Below are 19406 nucleotides of genomic sequence, written 5' to 3' on the forward strand. Positions count from 1 at the left end.
CGAGCACCGCTCAACGCCCCCGTAGCAAGGACGCATTGAAGATGAAGCAGTCTGCCGTCAAGACCCTCGGTGTCGCCGCGCTCGGTGCCGCCTTCGCCGCCGTCGGCGCGGGCGCCGCGAACGCGGCCCCGGCCACCGTCCCCGACCCCTCCACCGCCCTGGAGACCGTCACCTCGACGCTGCCGCTCGACCAGGCCGCGGGCACGCTGCCCGCCGGTGCGCCCGAGTCCCTCGCCGCCGGGCAGAGCGCGCTCGCGAGCGGCCTCGACGCCACCAAGCCCGCCGTCGAGCACTTCCTGCCCGCCCTGTCCACGCAGACCCTGGAGGGCGCCGCGAGCGCCGCCACCGAGCCGGCCGACGACCAGGGCGAGGACGGCGGCAGGGCCGCCGCGCCGAAGCCCGGCGACCCCGTGGGCCAGCTCCTCGGCGGGCTGCCCACCGGCGAGATGAAGACGCAGGGGCTGCCGACGCAGGCCCTGGGCCTGCCGCTCTGACGGCTGCCGCACACGACTGACGGGGCGCACCCTCGGGGTGCGCCCCGTCGTCGTACGCGTACGGGGATCACCAGGCGGTCTTGGGCCTGCCGCCCTCCTTCGGCAGCAGGATCCACAGCGCGACGTACAGCAGGAACTGGGGACCGGGCAGCAGACAGGACAGCACGAAGATCACGCGCATCGTGGTCGCCGACGTGCCGAAGCGGCGGGCGAGGGCAGCGCACACTCCGCCGATCATGCGGCCGTCGGAGGGGCGGGCAAGGGCGGTCATGGTGGCTCCTTCATGGACCGTGGTCGGGCCGTCGGTCGGGCCCCGGCTCTCCAAGGCCCCGATGACTCCACGGTAGGAGCGCGCGGGGGACGCGGCATCGGGCTACGGAGCGATCCCGACCCTGGGAATCTTCGGGGTCGCCCCCTGAGGGGCCTCCTCCCGCGCCCGGCGTGCCCGGGGGCGTGCGCCGCGGCGGCGCAGCCGGGCCCGGGCCGCGGGCACCACGGCGAGATGGGCGAGCGCCACGCCCACGGTGTTCAGCAGGAGCGAGTCCACGTCCACGACCTGTCCCGGCACCCCGGTCTGCAGCAGTTCGATGCCGAGCGAGAGCAGGGCGCCCGCCGCGACCGTGCGGGCGAGGGAGGCCAGCGGCGACACGTCCAGGCGGCCGCCCACCAGCGGCAGCAGCACCCCCAGCGGGGCGAGCAGCAGCAGCGCGCCGCCGATCTGCCGGACGGCCTGCTCGGGGCCGCGCTCCAGGTCCGCCTTGATGCCGGCCAGCGGCTCCAGGTTCGCCGCGCTCACCCAGGGCACGTCCAGCGGCCGCAGCGTGATCCACGCGACGACCAGGAGGTGCGCGACGAGGAGGACCCCTCCCGCCGCGCGCAAGCGAATGGCGGCACCGCGCCCGCCCGAGCCTTGACGCACGCTCCCCAAGACGCGCCGGGCGGCGGGATCGGTTCCGCGCGAGTAATAAAGGCCGGGCGAACAGGACATCGGGCCCGTGCGGACCGGCCGGGACCGGCCCCTCAGGACTCCAGGGGCCGCGACGGCGGCGGCACCGTGCCGGGCCGGTCCCGGGACTCCGGAGTGCATTCGTAGCGCCGCAGCTGGGTGCCCGCGGGGCCGCCCAGGATGACCGAGCCGCCGTCGGAGGCGGCACTGTCCACATAGGTGCACACCAGCTGCGCCAGCGCGGCCGTCGGCAGTTCCTGGGGCTGCCTGCTGAGCCGCAGGGCCTCGTTCGGGTCGGCGGGGCGCGGTCCCGCGACCGTGATGCCGCGGCGCAGCTCCGTCGCGTACCCGGCCTGCCGCTCGTCCTCCGACGGCGGTGTGGACAGCTCGTTCAGGAGGGCCTGCGCGATGCGCGCGCGGTCCGTGCCCGTCCGGTCCGTGGGGATGCGCACCGTACGGTCGACGGCGACGAGGCGACCCGCGCACAGCAGGAAGATCTGCACGGGCACGCCGGCCGCCGCGTCGCGCGCCGAGATCCCGGAGGCCGCCGCCCCGCACGGCACCCGCGAGGGCGCGGCGCCGAAGTCGGTGGGCACCTCGGTGGAGCGGATGCCGCAGCCGGTGAGCACACCGGCGAGCGCGGCGGTGGCGAGCACGGCGCGCAGCCGTCGCCTGGTCATGTCTCTTCTCCGTCTTCCTCGGAACGGTCCGCCGTCTGCCCGGCCCCGCCGTGCGCCGCCCGCTCCGGCTCCGGCTCCGCCGTCAGCGGCGAGGCGTCGCGGGGCAGCCGCAGCGTGAACACGGCGCCCCCGGCCGCCGAGTTCGCGGCCGTGATCTCGCCTCCGTGGATGTGCGCGTTCTCCAGGGCGATGGACAGGCCGAGGCCGCTGCCCTCCGAGCGCGGCCGGGACGCGCTGGCCTTGTAGAAGCGGTCGAAGACGTGCGGCAGGACGTCCTCGGGGATGCCGGGGCCGCCGTCCTTCACGGAGATGACCAGGCTCTCGCCGTCCAGGCGCACCGACACCTTCACCGGGGAGCCGCCGTGCTTGAGCGCGTTGCCGATGAGATTCGCGAGGATCACGTCCAGGCGGCGCGGGTCGAGGAGGGCCATGATGCCGCGCTCGGCGTCCAGGTCGACGGCGTCCAGCCAGGCGCGGGCGTCGATGCAGGCCGTGATCTGGTCGGCGATGTCGACGTTGTCGAGGACGAGGCGGGCGGTGCCCGCGTCGAAGCGGGTCACCTCCATCAGATTCTCCACCAGGTCGTTCAGCCGCCGGGTCTCGCTGACCACGAGCCGGACCGCGGGCTCGATCATCGGATCGACGCTGCCCGTCTCGGCGTCCAGCTCCTCCTCGAGGACCTCCGTCACCGCCGTGATCGCGGTCAGCGGGGTGCGCAGCTCGTGCGACATGTCGGCCACGAAGCGCCGGCTCGCCTCGTCGCGGGCGCTCATGTCCGCGACCTTCTTCTCCAGGTTCTCGGCCGTCCGGTTGAACGTACGCGACAGATCCGCGAGTTCGTCCGTGCCCGAGACCCGGAGCCGGGTGTCCAGCTTGCCCTCGCCGAGGCGGCGCGCGGCGACGCCGAGGCGGTGCACCGGCTTCAGGACGGTCGTCGCGGCCGCCTGGGCGAGCAGCGCGGAGCCGACGAGCGCGAGCGCCGTGGCGATCGCCAGGGACCAGCCGAGCGAGCTGAGGTCCTTGGCCTCCGGTTCGAGCGACTTGAGCATGTAGCCCGTCGGCCCGCCGCCGACGATCTTCGTGCCGCCGACGAGGTACGGGGTGCCGTGCTCGACGGTCCGCTGCCAGTACAGGTGGTACGGGCTCTTGTTGCCGTCGCCGAGCTGCTTCTTCTTGACGGCGTCGCGCAGCGCCTCGGGCACCTTGGCGAGCGTGAACGCGTCCAGGTCGGAGTAGCCGTAGACCATCTCGCCCTGCGCGTTCCTGCCGACCAGGAGCACGCTGTAGCGCTGGCTGCTCTTGGCCATCTGCCCGGCAGCGGCCTGCAGCGCGTCCTGCGTCGGGTTCGGCGGCAGCGCGCCCGCGCGGGTCTGCATCTGCTGCCGGAAGTCCTTCAGCGCGGCGTCCTGCGCCCGCGTCAGGACGGCCTCGCGGTTCAGCCAGTACGCGATGCCGGACGCGGACACCGCCGCCGTCAGCGCCACCAGGGCGAAGACGACGACGAGCCGCAGGCGCAGACTCGTGAAGCGCAGACCGGACCAGATCGCCTTGCGGGCCGCGGGCAGCCCGCGGAGCTTGTCGTGCGGTGGGGTCACTGAGGCGTGTCCAGCCGGTAGCCCACGCCACGTACCGTACGGATCAGCGTCGGCGAGGACGGCACGTCCTCGACCTTGGCGCGCAGGCGCTGCACACACGCGTCCACGAGCCGGGAGTCGCCCAGGTAGTCGTGCTCCCACACCAGGCGCAGGAGCTGCTGGCGGGACAGGGCCTGGCCGGGGCGGCGGCTCAGCTCCAGGAGCAGGCGCAGCTCGGTCGGCGTGAGCTGGAGGTCCTCGCCGTTCTTCGTCACCGTCATCGCCGCGCGGTCGATCACGAGGGAGCCGAACGTCGCCGCGTCGTTCGCCTCGCGCTCGCCGCGGCGGAGCACCGCCCGGATCCGGGCGTCGAGCACCCGCCCCTGCACGGGCTTGACCACGTAGTCGTCGGCGCCCGACTCGAGCCCCACGACCACGTCGATGTCGTCGCTGCGCGCGGTCAGCAGGATGATCGGCAACTGGTCGGTGCGCCGGATGCGGCGGCACACCTCGAATCCGTCGATGCCGGGCAGCATCACGTCCAGCACGATCAGGTCCGGCCGCTGCTCGCTCAGGAGCTTCAGGCCGTCCTCGCCGGTGGCAGCAGTGGCCACCCGGTGGCCCTGGCGCGTCAGTGAGAGCTCCAGGGCCGTCCGGATGGCGTCGTCGTCCTCGATCAGCAACAGGGAAGGCACGAACGTCATTCTGTCCCATGGCGCGGGCGCAGTTCGACTGTTGGCGGGCGTCTCACACCGCACCCACACGAGCGAACGCCCCCGCTGATCTTGAACAGTGCCCGGTGGACCCCTGTGACAGGCCTGTGACAGTCGGCGGACACCGCCATGAAGTCGCTCGTGCAGAGTTTTGGGCACACGGAAATCCCAGACTCCACGACGGGGGGCGCGAGATGAACACGCTGCACAGCACCAGCTCGAGCGCAGTTGTCACGCGTCTGCACGACCTGGGGCGGAGTTCTGAGAAGCACGAGAAGTCCGGTGCCGTGAGCGGGCGGGGGTGCGCTCGCGGCACCGGGCGTCAGCACACCGCGGCTGCGAAGCAGGGCCGCCAGGCCTATATGACGGTGGTTGACGCGCTCAAGGGCGGCGGTGACGGGGGAGCTCACGGGGGAGCCGCGTACAGGGAGGCATCGGGGGAGCAGGCGTCCCGCTCGGAAGCGGAGTTCACCGCTTACGTCCAGGAGCGCCGCGCCTCCCTGTACGCCACCGCCTACCACCTGACCGGCGACCGCTTCGAGGCTGAGGACCTGCTGCAGAGCGCCTTGTTCTCGACGTACCGCGCCTGGGACAGGATCAGCGACAAGGCCGCCGTCGGCGGCTATCTGCGGCGCACCATGACGAACCTGCACATCAGCGCCTGGCGCCGCCGCAAGCTCAACGAGTACCCGACCGAGGAACTGCCGGAGACCGTCGGCGACACGGACGCGATGCGCGGCACCGAGCTGCGCGCCGTCCTGTGGCAGGCGCTCGCCCGGCTGCCCGAGCTCCAGCGCACCATGCTGGTCCTGCGCTACTACGAGGGCCGTACGGACCCGGAGATCGCGGACATCCTCGACATCAGCGTCGGCACGGTGAAGTCCAGCATCTGGCGCTCCCTGCGCCGCATGCGCGAGGACGAGGTCCTCAGCTTCGGCCGTGACCAGGAGGAGTCCTTCGGCGAGCTGGTCGCCTGAGGATGAGGGGGGAACACGGGGGAGAGCACGGGGGCCGTCGCTCCTAGGGGGGAAGCGGCGGAAAGGGAGGGGAACCACGGGGGACCACGGGGATCGGGGGATCTCCGGGGGGCAACACTGCGGGACCGGAAGGCCGGGGGGTCTTTCCGGTCCCGCTCTCTTTTCGCGCGGGTGGGCGGGGCGTCTCCGCGCCCGAGCGCTTCTCGTGCTGGTGGGCGGGGCGACGCCGAGCCCGCGCGGCTTCGTGCCGGGGGGCGGTGCTACGCCGCGCCCGCGCGGGCCTTCACACAGCGCCCCGCCGCGGCGGCGGCGACGCGGCCCAGGGCCTCCTCCTTGCCGCAGGCGTGGGCGCCGAGGGCGGTCTGGCGGGCCACGATGGCGCGTTCGGCGCGCATCAGGCGCCAGCCGCGGCGCAGCAGGAACGGCACGGACTTCCGCCCCTCGCGCAGATCGCGCAGGAGCCGGCGCCGGAACGTCGTCGAAGGCCGGCCGCGCAGGCAGATCGCGTCCGCGAGGACACCGAGCTCCCGGCAGCGGTCCACGATGTCCGCGGCGAAGATGCCCTCGGCGATGAACAGCGGCGTGCGCTCGATGTCGAGCGCCTCCTCGCCGACGCGCGCGCTCGTCGCGATGTCGTACACCGGTACGCGGGTGCGGCCCGTGCGGCACAGCTCCTCGATCGCGGCGACCGCGACGTCCGCGTCCCAGGACCGGGGCGAGTCCCAGTCGATGTCCGAGCTGCCCTCGACCAGCGGCAGCGAAGGGTCGGTGCCCTCCTTGTAGAAGTCGTCGAGGCACAGCACGGGCAGCCCGCTGCGGGTGGCGAACGACGACTTGCCGGAACCCGAAGGCCCGGTGAGCAGGACGACGCGCGTGGGTATCGGAGGATGGGAACCCAATTCTATGAACCTTTTCACCTGCGGTTTTGCCGACCAGTCGGACATGTGCGTCGTTCTCGACCCTGCGGGGCCCGTTCGATCCTGCTCGCTTCGTGGGGCATTATCCCCGCTGGGGTGACGGTGGCACGCATCGGCTCCGGCTGCCCGCCCGCGGACCTTCCCGCCGGCTACGGGCGGCCTGAGGCGCCGGCGCGCCCGGCACGTCGGGCCACGGCGCGCAGCACCTCGATCCTGATGTACGCCGCCCCGCCCAGCTGGATGAGCAGCCAGTAGGCCCGGAAGGCGCGTCGGGCGTGGGCGTCGGTGGAGCGCACCCGGGTCTCGAACGACAGGAGGGAGCCGCCGGTGTCGGGGGTGACGCGCAGGCTCAGGGCCGCTTTGGCCCAGCCCGGTTCGTCGAACGCGACGAAGGCGTCCGCGTCCCCCGGGGTGACCGGGGCGGGCTGGGGGCGGGTCTTCCAGAACCGGGCGATCATGCCCTTGACCAGTTCCTCGCCCGCCACGGTGACCAAGGTGGGTGTGGGGAAACTGTCGACGAACGGCCCCTCGACCCGGCCGCGGCCGCCCAGGCGCAGTCGCATCAGCGTCCGGTAGACCGGCAGTTCCCCGACGGTGACCTCGGTCAGTGCCCGCCACACGGTCGCCGGATCCGCCGCGATCCGCCGGGCGAACCGGGAGCGCAGGTCGTAGGTGGGCAGCAGCCGGTCGAGTTCCATCGCATCACTCCCGGAGAGTTCGAGTCCGCAAAGCTATCGGTGGGCGCCCGCGCTGACCGCCGGGGCGGCGCTCCGGCGGGGCGGGCTTTGGTGGGAAAGTGTCCGCACGGCTACGCTGCGTGCGCGAACGGTTACTCACGGAGAGCTCGTTAGGCGGTCCACATGGTCCAGATGGCGCGAAACCCAGCTCGGTCCGCGGCGCGGAACGCCGCGTCGACGTCGCCCTCCGCTCCCGCGCGGGCGCTTCTGCGGGCGGGCCTCACGGTGTCCGCGGCGGGGGCCGTCCTCGGTGTCGGCGCGGCCGGTGCGAGCGCCGCGGAGGCCGCGCCGCCGCCCGTCAGCTCGCAGGCCGGGGGCCTGGGGAACCTGGACGTGCAGGCGGCCACCGCGGCCGTGGGGCCCGCGCTCGCGCCCGCGAAGCGGCTGAAGCTCGACCCGCTGGCGGGCACGGGCGTGGATCCGCTGGACAACGCGGTGGGCACGCAGGTCGCCGACTTCCAGCCGGTGAGCACGGGCATGGCGACGGGGCCGCTGACGCAGGGCGGGGCGCTCGGCGACCTGCCGCTGGTGGGGACGGTGGCCGGGACGCTGCCCGGCTGAGGGGCGCGCCGGGACGCTGCCCGGCTGAGGGGCGTGCCTCCCCGTCCGCCCCGCGGGGCGGACGGGGAGGGGTGGCTCAGTACGAGGAGCCGGACGCGCCCAGCGAGCCCGTGGGGTGCCAGACCGTCTTCGTCTCCAGGAACGCGGTGAGACGCTCCGTGCCCGGGGACGCGGTGAAGTCCGTGTCCACAGCCTGTGGACGCAGCACGCGCTTCAGATTGTCCGCCGCCGCGACCTCCAGGTCCTTCGCGAGGTCCGCGGCGGTGCCCGTGAGGTCGATGGCGTTCACGTCCTGGTGGGCGGCCAGCGGGGCCGCGAGCTCCGCCGTCCGGCCGGAGAGGATGTTGACCACACCGCCGGGGACGTCGGACGTGGCGAGCACCTCACCCAGGGACAGGGCGGGCAGCGGGGCCTTCTCGGAGGCGACGACGACCGCCGTGTTGCCCGTGGCGATCACCGGGGCGAGCACGGACACCAGGCCCAGGAAGGACGACTCCTGGGGCGCGACCACCGCGACGACACCCGTCGGCTCGGGGGTCGAGAGGTTGAAGAACGGGCCCGCGACCGGGTTCGCCCCGCCCGCGATCTGGGCGATCTTGTCGGTCCAGCCCGCGTACCAGACCCAGCGGTCGATCGCCGCGTCGACCACCGCGGCGGCCTTGGACTTCGACAGGCCCTCGGCCTCGGCGACCTCGCGCACGAACTGCTCGCGGCGGCCCTCCAGCATCTCGGCCACGCGGTAGAGGATCTGGCCGCGCAGATACGCCGTCGCGTTCGACCAGCCGCCGAACGCCTTGCGCGCCGCCACGACCGCGTCCCGCGCGTCCTTGCGGGACGACTGCGGGGCGTTGGCCAGCCACTTGCCCTTTGCGTCGGTCACCTCGTACACCCGGCCGCTCTCGGAACGCGGGAACTTGCCGCCCACGTACAGCTTGTAGGTCTTGAAGACACTGAGACGCGCGTCAGACATCGAGGTAAGCCTCCAGGCCGTGGCGGCCGCCCTCGCGGCCGAAGCCCGACTCCTTGTAGCCGCCGAAGGGCGAGGTCGGGTCGAACTTGTTGAACGTGTTGGCCCAGACGACTCCGGCGCGGAGCTTGTTCGCGACCGCGAGGATGCGCGAGCCCTTCTCCGTCCAGATGCCCGCGGACAGGCCGTACTGCGTGTTGTTCGCCTTGGCGACGGCCTCGTCCGGCGTGCGGAAGGTGAGGACCGAGAGGACCGGGCCGAAGATCTCGTCGCGGGCGATGGTGTGCGCCTGGGTGACGCCGGTGAACAGCGTCGGGGCGAACCAGTAGCCCGCGGACGGGAGGTCGCAGGCCGGGGACCAGCGCTCGGCGCCCTCCGCCTCGCCCTGGTCGGCGAGCGCGCTGATGCGGGCCAGCTGCTCGGCGGAGTTGATCGCGCCGATGTCGGTGTTCTTGTCGAGCGGGTCGCCCAGGCGCAGCGTCGAGAGCCTGCGCTTGAGGGAGTCCAGGAGCTCCTCCTGGATCGACTCCTGGACCAGGAGGCGCGAGCCCGCGCAGCAGACCTGGCCCTGGTTGAAGAAGATGCCCGTGACGATGCCCTCGACGGCCTGGTCGATGGGCGCGTCGTCGAAGACGATGTTGGCGCCCTTGCCGCCCAGCTCCAGGGTGAGCTTCTTGTCGGTGCCCGCGACCGTGCGGGCGATCTCCTTGCCGACGGCCGTGGAGCCGGTGAAGGCGACCTTGTTCACGTCGGGGTGCGCGACGAGGGCCGCGCCCGCGTCGCCGTACCCGGGAAGGATGTTGACGACGCCCTTGGGCAGGCCCGCCTGGCGGCAGACGTCCGCGAAGAACAGGGCGGACAGGGGGGTCGTCTCGGCGGGCTTCAGGACGACCGTGTTGCCGGCCGCGAGCGCCGGGGCGATCTTCCAGGCCAGCATCAGGAGCGGGAAGTTCCAGGGGATGACCTGGCCCGCGACGCCGAGCGGGCGCGGGTCGGCGCCGTAGCCCGCGTGGTCGAGCTTGTCGGCCCAGCCCGCGTAGTAGAAGAAGTGCGCGGCGACCAGCGGGAGGTCCGCGTCGCGGGTCTCCTTGATCGGCTTGCCGTTGTCGAGGGTCTCCAGGACGGCGAGCTCGCGGCTGCGCTCCTGGATGATCCGGGCGATGCGGAAGAGGTACTTCGCGCGCTCGGCACCGGGCAGCGCGGACCACTTCTCGAAGGCCTTGCGGGCGGCCCTGACCGCGCGGTCGACGTCCTCCGCGCTCGCGCGCGCGACCTCGGACAGGACCTCTTCGGAGGACGGCGAGAGGGTCTTGAAGACCTTGCCGTCGGCCGCCTCGGTGAACTCGCCGTCGATGAACAGGCCGTAGGAGGGGGCGATGTCGACGACCGAGCGGGACTCGGGAGCCGGTGCGTACTCGAAAATCGATGCCATGGCGATCAGTCCACCGTCACGTAGTCAGGGCCGGAGTAGCGGCCGGTGGCCAGCTTCTGACGCTGCATCAGCAGGTCGTTGAGCAGGCTGGAGGCGCCGAAGCGGAACCAGTGGTTATCCAGCCAGTCCGCGCCGGCGGTCTCGTTCACCAGGACCAGGAACTTGATGGCGTCCTTCGTCGTGCGGATGCCGCCCGCGGGCTTCACGCCGACCTGGACGCCGGTCTGCGCGCGGAAGTCGCGGACGGCCTCCAGCATCAGCAGGGTGTTGGCGGGCGTCGCGTTGACCCCGACCTTGCCGGTCGACGTCTTGATGAAGTCCGCGCCCGCGATCATGCCGAGCCAGCTCGCGCGGCGGATGTTGTCGTACGTCGACAGCTCGCCGGTCTCGAAGATGACCTTGAGGCGGGCGTGCTCGCACGCCTCCTTGACGGCGACGATCTCCTCGTACACCTTCAGGTAGTCGCCGGACAGGAACGCGCCGCGGTCGATGACCATGTCGATCTCGTCGGCGCCCGCGGCGACGGCGTCGCGGACGTCCGCGAGCTTCACGGCGAGGGCGGCGCGGCCCGCGGGGAACGCGGTCGCGACCGAGGCGACCTGCACGTCCGAGCCCGCGACGGCCTCCTTCGCGGTGGCCACCATGTCCGGGTAGACGCAGACGGCGGCGGTGCGCGGGGTGCCGCGGTCCGTCGGGTCCGGGTGGACCGCCTTGGCGCCGAGCGCGCGGACCTTGCCGACGGTGTCGGCGCCCTCCAGGGTCGTCAGGTCGATCATGGAGATGGCCAGGTCGATGGCGTACGCCTTGGCCGTCGTCTTGATCGACCGCGTCCCGAGGGCGGCGGCGCGGGCTTCGAGGCCGACCGCGTCCACGCCGGGCAGGCCGTGCAGGAAGCGGTGCAGCGTGGCGGCCGACGTCGTGACGTCGGCGAAGGGGGTGCCGGCGGGCGCGGCCGCCCCGGCTGCCCCTGGGGGTGATGTCGTCGTCGGCATAGTCACGAGGGGAGCATATCTACGCGCGTAGCGGCCTGTACAGGGGTGGGGTGCCCGCACCCGGCGCCCGGACGCCGGTGCCGGGCGGGCCGTCCGCGGGGCGCTCACCGCCGAGGGCGGCGCGCCGGCGGCGGAGTTCCACGCCGCCACGCCGCCACGCCGCCACGCCGGGCGCCGGGTCGGGCGCGGGCCGGTCGGGCCCCCGTGTCGAAGAGCTCGGCGAAGCGCTCCGGCACGCGCGCATCCAGTTCGTACCGCGAACGTCATCGGTTCGCGGTACGAACGTCAATGTGATGTGAGGGCGGTCACTTGAGGCCGTTGTCCAGTGCCGTCATGAGGGTGCCGTTCGGGGTGTCGCCCGACATCTCCCAGACCATGCCGCCGAGCAGGCCCTTCGACTTGACCCAGGCGGTCTTCTTGCCGATCGACCAGGTGTCGTCGAAGCTCCACCACTGGCCGTTGTTGCCGGTGTAGCCATAGGTGGAGACGGACTGTTCGTCGTGGTACACGGTCATGTTCGGGACGCTGGTGATCAGGTTCTGGTAGCCCCTGGTGCCCGCCTCCTCCGGGAACTGGCCGGGGGCCGCGCCGTTGGCCGACTGCCACTCGCCCTTGACGCCGCCGTCGGCGACCTCCTTCCAGCCGCGGCCGTAGAACGGGAAGCCGATGGTGAGCTTGCGCGGGTTCACCCCGGCGTCCAGATAGGTCTTGATCGCCTTCTCCATGCTGAAGTCGAAGGAGTAGGGGTCCTGGGCGTCGCGGTACAGATTGGCCTGGTGGCCGGTGCGCTTGGGCTCCCAGGAGTCGTCGCTGCCCGAGCCGTGGAAGTCGTAGCCCTGGACGTTGGCGAAGTCCAGGTACTCGAAGATCTTCTTGATGTCCCAGCCCGCCTCGATCTTCGCCGGGTCGGCCGGGGTGAACGCGGTCAGGAGCTTGTGGCTGCCGCCGGTGGCGTCCAGCTGCTTGCGGAACTCGGCGAGCAGCGCCGTCAGATTGGCCTTGTCCGCCGGGCCGTAGTGGTTGCCGGGGTGGCCCTCGGAACCCGGCCACTCCCAGTCGATGTCGATGCCGTCGAAGATGCCCGCGCCGGTGCCGGGGCCGCCCGCGCCGTTGTAGACGGGCAGGTTGCCCTTGATCCAGGTGTCGACGCAGGACTTCACGAACTTCTCCCGGGAGGCGGGCGTGGCCGCCGCGTCGGCGAAGAACTTCGAGAACGTCCAGCCGCCGAGCGAGACGACGACCTTCAGGTGCGGGTACTTGGCCTTGAGCTTCTTCAGCTGGTTGAAGTTCCCGCGCAGCTTGCCCCAGCCGTCGTCCGCGACCCCGTCCACCGACTGCGCGGCGGAGAAGGCGCGGCCGTAGTCGGCCTCGGCGTCGCCCGCGCCGGTGCCCTCGTCCGGGTCCTGGGGCTTGCCGGAGACGCCCTTGACCACGCCGGCCAGGCAGGTGTGGTTGACCGGGTCGACGTTCTCGAAGGCGTAGTTGATGACGTCGAGCTTGGCCGCCTGGCCGGAGGTGTCCAGGTTCTTCACGAAGTGCTGGCGGCCGTAGATGCCCCACTGGGCGTAGTAGCCGACCGTGAGGTGGTTGCCGGGCCCTGCCGCGTCGTCCGTCGTGACGTTCACGGCGTTCGAGGCGGCGGACTCGTTGTCGGCGGTGTCACGCGCCTTGACGGTGAAGCTGTAGGCGGTGGCGGGGGTCAGGCCCTCGACGGTCGCGGTGGTCGCCGACGCGGGGACGGTCTTCGCGAGCTCCTTGCCGCGGTAGACGTCGTACGCGGCCACGGCCACGTTGTCCGTGGACTTCTCCCAGGCGAGGGACGCCGAGACCTGGGTCTTGCCGGTGGCGCGCAGATTGCCGGGCGCGGTCGGCGGGGTCGGGTCGGTCGACGGGTCGACGGTCGTGGCGCTGACCGGCGGGCTCTCCGGGCTGGTGTTGCCGCGCCGGTCCTTGGCGCGGACGGTGAAGGAGTAGCGGGTGGCGGGGGTCAGGTCGGTGACGGTCGCGCTGTTCGTCGCCGAGCTCGCGACCACGGTGGTGCCGCTGAGCACCTCGTACGTCGTGACCGGGTAGTCGCCCGCGCCGGCCGGGGGCCAGGTCAGGGAGATGGTGCGCGACGTGGTGGTGGTGACGGTCGGGGTGCCGGGCGCGGTCGGGGGCTTGTCCGGCGTGCCGTCGCACTTGTCGCCGTTGATCGTGCAGCCCGTGGGCGTGCCGATCGGGCCGCGCGCGGTGAACTGGTAGCTGTACGGCTCGGTGGAGCCGCCCGCCGGGACGCGGCCGTTGTAGTACGCGTTCTTCACGGTGACGTGGCTGCCCGAGACGGTCGCCTCGCCGTGGGTGTGGCCGCTGACGGTGACGCCCGGCGGCAGGTCGAACTCCAGGGTCCAGCTCGCGGACGCGGCGGAGCCGCCGTTGCGGACGATGTACTTGCCCTGCCAGGAGGCGCCGCTGCCCTCGGTGCTGAAGGCCGCGGTGAGGCCGCCCGCGGCGATGGCGGGGGCCGCGGACAGGGCGGTGAGCAGGGCCGCGGGGAGCAGCAGGGCGGCGAGCAGCACGGCGGTCCTGCCGCGCAGGGCTGCGGCCGCTCTTCGTAAGAGTCCGGGCGTGCTGGTGGTTCCTCTTCCGGTGGGGGTCATGGCTCTCCTCGGGGGTGGGTCGTTGCGGGTGACTCCTCGGGGTGCGTACGGGGGGTTCGTGTGGGAGGGGCCGTGCGGCGCCGGGCCGCCGCGCCGCCGGGGCGACAGTTAGGCGTACATGACAACCCTCGACGGTACTAGGTCTGGACCAATCGCCATACCCCCGCCGCGCGCGGCGGCCGGGAACGCGTCAGGCAGAATCAGCCGTATGACGAGCGACCCGCAGCCCACCCCGGCGGAGCCCACCCCCGCGTACAAGGACCGCGTCTACCGGTCCCACGCGGCCATCGCCGGCGGCGTCATGCTGCTCGCCATCGGCGCCTGGCTGGGCGTCGACGCGTTGATCAGGGGCGAGGGGCGCACCCCCTGGGTGGCCCTCGCCGGGCTGCTCCTCGCGGTGCCGCTCGTCATCGCCTTCACCGTGCGCCCCGCCGTGTACGCGAGCGAGGACCGGCTGCGCGTCCGCAACCCCTTCCGCACCGTCGTCCTGCCGTGGGGCGCGATCTCGGGGCTCCGCTCCGGGTACTCCAACGAGGTCTTCACGCAGGACGGCACCAAGTACCAGCTGTGGGCCATCCCGGTGTCCCTGCGCGGCCGCAAGAGGGCCGCGCAGCGGCACGCGCGGCAGGTCGCGTCGGACGACCCGGCCGCGAGCCTGACCCGCCCCGGCACCGGGCACGAGAACACGCGCACACCCGGCGACCAGGCCATGGACGACCTGCGCGAGATCGCCGAGCGCCGCGAGGGCGCCGAGGCCGCGCAGGGCGAGCCGCTGGTGCGCTGGGCGTACGAGATCCTCGCCCCGAGCCTCGCGGGAGCGGTCGTCCTGGCCGTCCTGCTCGCGACCGGCTGAGCCCGCGGGGCCGTGGGGAGCCGGACACGGCCGCTGCCGTGTCCGGCCGGGCGGCGCTCCGCAAGGGGGGTGAGCGGAGCGCCTGATCCGTCGGCTCCCGCTGGGGGGCCGGGGAGCCGCCGGACAGCGCTTCCATAGTGCGGCATCGTCGTCCGCCCGCGGCCGCCGGGGAGCCGGGCGGGCGCCGACTCCCGGGGAACCGGACCGGATTCAGCGCGGCCGAGGCCGGGATGCAGTGGGCACCCATGCGCCCGGGCACGCCCCCGGACCGGCCGAGCGCCCCCCCCCGGGCCCCCGGACCCCCGGACCCCGGACCCCCGGCCCCCGGCCCCCGGACCCCCGGCCCCGGCCCCGGCCGCGCGCCTCACGGCGGGCCCAGCCACACCAGGAGCATGTGCCCGCCGAAGGCCGCCGACGTCAGGGACGCGCCCACCAGGACCGGCACCACCACCCGCGCCCGGGCCCGGGAGAGCGCGAGCGCCACCGGAAGCAGCAGCGGGAAGCCCGGCAGCAGGAACCGCGCCCGGGGGAAGTACACCCCCCGCGAGCCCAGCACGATCGCGAGCAGCAGTCCCGTGAACACCAGCAGCGGCAGCGGCTGTTCGCGCCCCGCCACCGACATCGCGAACAGCACGAGCGCGCCGCACAGCACCAGCGTCACCATCACCAGGAACAGCTGCGGCCGCTCCACGACGAACAGGCTCTTCACCCAGCGCAGCGTGCCGATGCCGCCGTCCCACTCGTTGTGCCACCACTTCTGCACCGCGAAGTAGCCGTCCCAGCGGCCGAGCCTGACCCCCACCCAGCCGACGTACGCGAGCCAGCCGAGGGGCGCGAGGACGGCGCCCGCGAGCGCGGCCGCCGAGAAGCGGCGGCGCAGCGCGAGCAGGGCCGTCACGGTCACCGCGGCGGCGAGCGCGATGCCCGTCGGCCGGGTCAGGCCCGCGAGCGAGGCGAGGGCTCCCGCCGCCACCCAGCGCCCGGTGAGGACCGCGTACAGGCACCACGCCGCGAACGCCGTGAACAGGGACTCCGTGTAGCCCATCCACTGCACGAGGGCCACCGGCAGGCACGCCCACAGCAGCACGAGCAGCACCCCGGTCCGCCGCCCGTGCAGCCGGTCGCCGACCTTGAAGATCCCCCAGGCCGCGAGGAACGAGGCCGCGCACGCGATCGCCAGGCCCACCGCGCCGCGCGGCGCGGGCACCAGGTGCTCGCCCGCCCGGATCAACAGCGGGTACAGCGGGAAGAACGCCAGGTTGTTCGCGTCGAAGGCGTGGCCGAGCGTGTCCGCGTACCCGTGCTCGGCGATCTTCAAGTACCAGTCGCAGTCCCAGGACTCGGCGAGCAGGTGCCAGACGCCGCGGTGCTCGCGGCGCGCCCAGAGGACGAACACCAGCAGACCGCAGACGCGCACCGCCGCGTACCCCAGGAGCGCCGGGGCCGCGTGCCGCAGCGCGGCGCCCGCCCGCGCGCGCGGGCCGCGCGGCGGCCGTGCGGCGGGACGGGAGCGGCGCGACGCGGGGACGCGGGACGGGGTGTCGGCGCTGCGGCCGGAGAGACGGGCGAGGGGTCCGTACGGCACTGCGGCTCCCGGGCGTGACGAACGAGAAGGTGCGCTACCGGTCGGACCCTTCCTGGGTTGACCGGCGGCGCACCTGCACGCTGCGTCAGTTGCCGCGCGGAACCACCCGTACGGGTGGAGCCCCGGCCTCAGATTCCGGCCGCCTCCGCGAAGTCCCGCTTCAGGGCGGCCAGGAGCTCCGCGGCCCGCGCGTGGGCGGCGGGCAGGCCGGGGCGGTCCGCGACCGGCACCACGACCTCCAGGTAGCACTTCAGCTTCGGCTCGGTGCCGCTCGGGCGCACGATCACGCGCGCCCCGTCGAGGGTGTAGCGCAGCCCGTCCGTGGGCGGCAGCTGCGCCGAGCCCCCGGCCAGGTCCTCCGCGCGCGTCACCGCGAGCCCGGCCAGGCGCGCCGGCGGCTGCTCGCGCAGGCGCCGCATCGCGGCCGCGATCAGCGACAGGTCCGCCACGCGCACCGACAGCTGGTCGGTGGCGTGCAGCCCGTGGGCGAGCGCCAGGTCGTCGAGGAGGTCGAGCAGCGTGCGGCCCTCCTCCTTGAGCTCCGAGGCCAGCTCGGTGATCAGGAGCGCCGCCGTGATGCCGTCCTTGTCGCGGACGCCCTCGGGGTCGACGCAGTAGCCGAGCGCCTCCTCGTAGCCGTACCGCAGGCCCTCGACGCGGGCGATCCACTTGAAGCCCGTGAGGGTCTCCTCGTAGCCGAGGCCCGCCGTCCGCGCGATCCGGCCGAGCAGCGACGACGACACGATCGACTCGGCGAACACGCCCTCGGCCCCGCGCCGCACCAGATGGGCCGCGAGCAGCGCGCCCACCTCGTCGCCGCGCAGCATGCGCCAGGCGGTGCGCCCGGCGTCGGTGGGCACGGCCACCGCGCAGCGGTCCGCGTCCGGGTCGTTGGCGATCACCAGGTCGGGCCGCGCCTCGCGGGCCGTGGCGAACGCCAGGTCCATCGCGCCCGGCTCCTCCGGGTTCGGGAACGCCACCGTCGGGAAGTCCGGGTCGGCCTCGGCCTGCGCGGCCACGAGCACCGGCTCGGGGAAGCCGGCCCGCGCGAAGGCGGCGAGGAGCGTGTCCTTGCCGACGCCGTGCATGGCCGTGTAGACGGTCCGGGCACTCCGGGCCGAGCCCGGGGACAGGACCGCGTCCGTACGCGCCAGATACGCCTGGAGGACCTCCTCGCCGAGGACCTCCCAGCCGGACTCCGGGCGCGCCACGTCGTGCAGGCTCGCCACCGCGTCGATCTCCGCCGCGATCTCCCCGTCGGCGGGCGGCACGATCTGCGAGCCGTCGCCCAGGTAGACCTTGTAGCCGTTGTCGCGCGGCGGGTTGTGGCTGGCCGTGACCTCCACGCCCGCGACGGCGCCCAGGTGCCGTATGGCGAAGGCGAGGACCGGCGTCGGCAGCGGCCGGGGCAGCACGGCGGCGCGGAGCCCGGCGCCGGTCATCACGGCCGCCGTGTCCCGCGCGAAGTCCGCCGACTTGTAGCGGGCGTCGTAGCCGATGACGACCAGGCCGCCGGTGTGGCCCTTGCCCTTCAGGTACGCGGCCAGACCCGCGGCCGCGCGGATCACCACGGAGCGGTTCATCCGCATCGGGCCCGCGCCCAGCTCGCCGCGCAGTCCGGCGGTGCCGAACTGGAGCGTGCCGGCGAAGCGGGCCGCGAGGTCGGCCAGGACGTCCGCGCCGTCCGCCGCCCCCGCGATGAGCTTCGCCAGCTCCTCGCGGGTGTCCGCGTCCGGGTCCTCGTCGAGCCACGTCCGGGCCCGGTCGATGAGTACGTCGTGCTCCTGGTGGTCCTGCACGTGTGGTCAGCCTCTCCGTGAGGGGGTCGTACGCCTGGGGGCGGCGCGGTCAGAGGCGGTCGAGGACCTTGCCGAGCAGCTCGCCCATGCGGGTCGCCGAGTCGCGGCCCGCCTGGAGGACCTCCTCGTGGTTGAGGGGCTCGCCCGTCATGCCCGCGGCGAGGTTGGTGACCAGGGAGATGCCGAGCACCTCGGCCCCGGCCTCGCGCGCCGCGATGGCCTCCAGGACGGTCGACATGCCGACGAGGTCCGCCCCGATGGTGCGGGCCATGCGGATCTCGGCGGGCGTCTCGTAGTGCGGGCCGGGGAACTGCGCGTAGACGCCCTCTTCGAGGGTCGGGTCGACCTCCTTGCACAGCGCGCGCAGGCGCGGCGAGTACAGGTCCGTGAGGTCCACGAAGTTCGCGCCGACGATCGGGGACGTCGCCGTGAGGTTGAGGTGATCGCTGATCAGGACCGGCTGGCCCGGGCGCATGCCCTCGCGCAGACCGCCGCAGCCGTTGGTGAGCACGATGGTCTTGCAGCCCGCGGCGACGGCGGTGCGCACGCCGTGCGCGACCGCGGCGACGCCCCGGCCCTCGTAGTAGTGCGTGCGGCCCAGGAAGACCAGGACGCGCTTGTCGCCGACCTTGAAGGAGCGGATCTTGCCGCCGTGGCCCGCGACGGCGGGCGGCGGGAAGCCGGGCAGCTCGGTGACCGGGAACTCGGCCTCGGGGGCGCCGAGCGCGTCGACGGCCGGTGCCCAGCCGGAGCCCATCACGAGGGCGACGTCGTGGGTCTCGGCGCCCGTCAGCTCACGCAGGCGCGTGGCGGCGGCGTCGGCGGCGGCGTACGGGTCGCCCTGGATGTCGTCCGGAATAACTGAAGCGTTCACGCCGACGAGGGTAGCCGGTTACGCCCTACGCGCGTAGATGACGAGGCTCACGGGATCGGGATCGTTGCCTTGTCGTTTCCGACAAGGTGATCGACCGGCTCCTGCCGGAGCGGGTCAGCACGGGCGTTTGCGCAGTTCCATCACGTAGTCGTGGGGGGCGCCCGCGGACTCGGCGGCGTCGGCCAGCTCGCCGAGGTAGCGCGCCGAGGGCAGGCCGCCCTCGTAGCCGTTCAGGACGTAGACCCACGCGGGCTCCTCGCCCTCCAGGGTGTGGATCCGCACCCGCATGCGCCGGTAGATGTCGAGGCCGACGCCCTCCCAGCGGTCCATGGAGTCCTCGTCCATCGGCGCCACGTCGTACAGGGCGACGAAGACCTGGGAGCGCGGGGCCTCCACGATCGTGGCCAGTGCGCCCTCCCAGCCCATGTGCTCGCCCCCGAACGTCAGCCGCCAGCCGTTCAGCCAGCCGGTCGCGCGCAGCGGCGAGTGCGGGGCGCGGCGCGTCATGAGCCGCGCGTCGAGATTGCCGGCGTACGCGGCGTAGAGCGACATGCCGTCGAGGGTACGGCTTTCTGGCGTGGGCGCCCTACGCAGTTGCCGTTAAGGGGGCTGCGCCCCCTTAACCGGCCCTTTCTGGCGCTTCGCGCCTTGTTCTCCGGTGCCGGG

General features: G+C 73.3%; 19 protein-coding genes. 4 read left to right on the plus strand and 15 right to left on the minus strand.

The annotated features are described in order from the left end of the window. Positions 1-41: 41 nt before the first annotated feature. Positions 42-494, plus strand: a complete 453-nt coding sequence (locus C9F11_RS25770) for an ATP-binding protein (RefSeq protein WP_138961478.1) — start codon at positions 42-44, stop codon at positions 492-494. A gap of 67 nt (positions 495-561) precedes the next feature. Here C9F11_RS25770 and C9F11_RS25775 read toward each other — a convergent pair whose 3' ends face one another. The 5 genes from C9F11_RS25775 to afsQ1 all read right to left on the minus strand — a co-directional run bounded on the left by C9F11_RS25775 (position 562) and on the right by afsQ1 (position 4389). Then, positions 562-765 (minus strand): PspC domain-containing protein, encoded by a 204-nt coding sequence (locus C9F11_RS25775; protein ID WP_138961479.1) that lies wholly within the window; start codon positions 763-765, stop codon positions 562-564. Positions 766-867: 102 nt separating this feature from the next. Further along, positions 868-1422 carry a VanZ family protein gene (locus tag C9F11_RS25780; protein ID WP_171075839.1) on the minus strand — a complete coding sequence of 185 codons (555 nt, stop codon included), beginning with the start codon at positions 1420-1422 and terminating at the stop codon, positions 868-870. Positions 1423-1514: 92 nt separating this feature from the next. Further along, entirely contained in the window at positions 1515-2120 is a 606-nt protein-coding gene (locus C9F11_RS25785) for a hypothetical protein (protein WP_138961481.1), read from the minus strand. After that, positions 2117-3715: a HAMP domain-containing sensor histidine kinase gene (locus C9F11_RS25790; protein WP_249401888.1), complete on the minus strand. Its 1599-nt coding sequence runs from the start codon at positions 3713-3715 to the stop codon at positions 2117-2119. Before C9F11_RS25790 ends, C9F11_RS25785 begins: the two co-directional genes overlap by 4 nt. Beyond that, positions 3712-4389 carry a two-component system response regulator AfsQ1 gene (afsQ1, locus tag C9F11_RS25795; protein ID WP_030562528.1) on the minus strand — a complete coding sequence of 226 codons (678 nt, stop codon included), beginning with the start codon at positions 4387-4389 and terminating at the stop codon, positions 3712-3714. The genes C9F11_RS25790 and afsQ1 overlap by 4 nt, the downstream gene beginning before the upstream one ends. 212 nt (positions 4390-4601) lie before the next feature. Here afsQ1 and C9F11_RS25800 point away from each other — a divergent pair, with 212 nt between their 5' ends. Then, positions 4602-5384, plus strand: a complete 783-nt coding sequence (locus C9F11_RS25800) for a SigE family RNA polymerase sigma factor (RefSeq protein WP_138961483.1) — start codon at positions 4602-4604, stop codon at positions 5382-5384. A gap of 260 nt (positions 5385-5644) precedes the next feature. On the opposite strand, the gene C9F11_RS25805 is transcribed toward C9F11_RS25800, so the two are convergent. Together C9F11_RS25805 and C9F11_RS25810 are read right to left on the minus strand one after the other, a co-directional pair. After that, positions 5645-6283 carry an ATP-binding protein gene (locus C9F11_RS25805; RefSeq protein ID WP_138961484.1) on the minus strand — a complete coding sequence of 213 codons (639 nt, stop codon included), beginning with the start codon at positions 6281-6283 and terminating at the stop codon, positions 5645-5647. A 167-nt stretch (positions 6284-6450) separates the two neighbouring features. After that, positions 6451-6999, minus strand: coding sequence for a hypothetical protein (locus C9F11_RS25810; RefSeq protein WP_138961485.1), 549 nt, complete (start codon positions 6997-6999; stop codon positions 6451-6453). A gap of 171 nt (positions 7000-7170) precedes the next feature. On the opposite strand from C9F11_RS25810, the gene C9F11_RS25815 reads away from it, so the two are divergent. Beyond that, the gene (locus C9F11_RS25815; RefSeq protein ID WP_249401889.1) at positions 7171-7599 is read left to right on the plus strand and encodes a hypothetical protein; all 429 of its coding nucleotides are present in this window, start codon (positions 7171-7173) and stop codon (positions 7597-7599) included. Between the two features lie 76 nt (positions 7600-7675). On the opposite strand, the gene C9F11_RS25820 is transcribed toward C9F11_RS25815, so the two are convergent. From C9F11_RS25820 to C9F11_RS25835, 4 genes are all read right to left on the minus strand, one after another. After that, the gene (locus C9F11_RS25820) at positions 7676-8569 is read right to left on the minus strand and encodes an aldehyde dehydrogenase family protein (protein ID WP_138961486.1); all 894 of its coding nucleotides are present in this window, start codon (positions 8567-8569) and stop codon (positions 7676-7678) included. Further along, positions 8562-9998 (minus strand): aldehyde dehydrogenase family protein, encoded by a 1437-nt coding sequence (locus C9F11_RS25825; RefSeq protein WP_138961487.1) that lies wholly within the window; start codon positions 9996-9998, stop codon positions 8562-8564. The genes C9F11_RS25820 and C9F11_RS25825 overlap by 8 nt, the downstream gene beginning before the upstream one ends. A gap of 5 nt (positions 9999-10003) precedes the next feature. Next, positions 10004-10990 (minus strand): deoxyribose-phosphate aldolase, encoded by a 987-nt coding sequence (gene deoC / locus C9F11_RS25830; RefSeq protein ID WP_171076122.1) that lies wholly within the window; start codon positions 10988-10990, stop codon positions 10004-10006. Between the two features lie 305 nt (positions 10991-11295). Further along, positions 11296-13629, minus strand: a complete 2334-nt coding sequence (locus tag C9F11_RS25835) for a glycosyl hydrolase family 18 protein (protein WP_138961489.1) — start codon at positions 13627-13629, stop codon at positions 11296-11298. A 208-nt stretch (positions 13630-13837) separates the two neighbouring features. Between C9F11_RS25835 and C9F11_RS25840 the strand changes: the two genes are divergently transcribed. Then, a complete protein-coding gene (locus tag C9F11_RS25840) occupies positions 13838-14482 on the plus strand; it encodes a PH domain-containing protein (RefSeq protein ID WP_138961490.1) in 645 nt (214 codons plus the stop codon). A 364-nt stretch (positions 14483-14846) separates the two neighbouring features. On the opposite strand, the gene C9F11_RS25845 is transcribed toward C9F11_RS25840, so the two are convergent. The 4 genes from C9F11_RS25845 to C9F11_RS25860 form a co-directional block, all read right to left on the minus strand. Further along, positions 14847-16067, minus strand: coding sequence for a glycosyltransferase family 39 protein (locus C9F11_RS25845; protein WP_138961491.1), 1221 nt, complete (start codon positions 16065-16067; stop codon positions 14847-14849). Between the two features lie 128 nt (positions 16068-16195). Then, positions 16196-17866, minus strand: a complete 1671-nt coding sequence (locus C9F11_RS25850) for a phospho-sugar mutase (RefSeq protein ID WP_138961492.1) — start codon at positions 17864-17866, stop codon at positions 16196-16198. A gap of 49 nt (positions 17867-17915) precedes the next feature. Beyond that, positions 17916-18740, minus strand: coding sequence for a purine-nucleoside phosphorylase (locus tag C9F11_RS25855; protein ID WP_138961493.1), 825 nt, complete (start codon positions 18738-18740; stop codon positions 17916-17918). A gap of 114 nt (positions 18741-18854) precedes the next feature. Then, complete coding sequence (locus tag C9F11_RS25860) at positions 18855-19292, minus strand: gamma-glutamylcyclotransferase (RefSeq protein WP_138961494.1); 438 nt, start codon at positions 19290-19292, stop codon at positions 18855-18857. Positions 19293-19406: the final 114 nt, after the last annotated feature.

Source organism: Streptomyces sp. YIM 121038, from assembly GCF_006088715.1.
GTDB lineage: Bacteria > Actinomycetota > Actinomycetes > Streptomycetales > Streptomycetaceae > Streptomyces.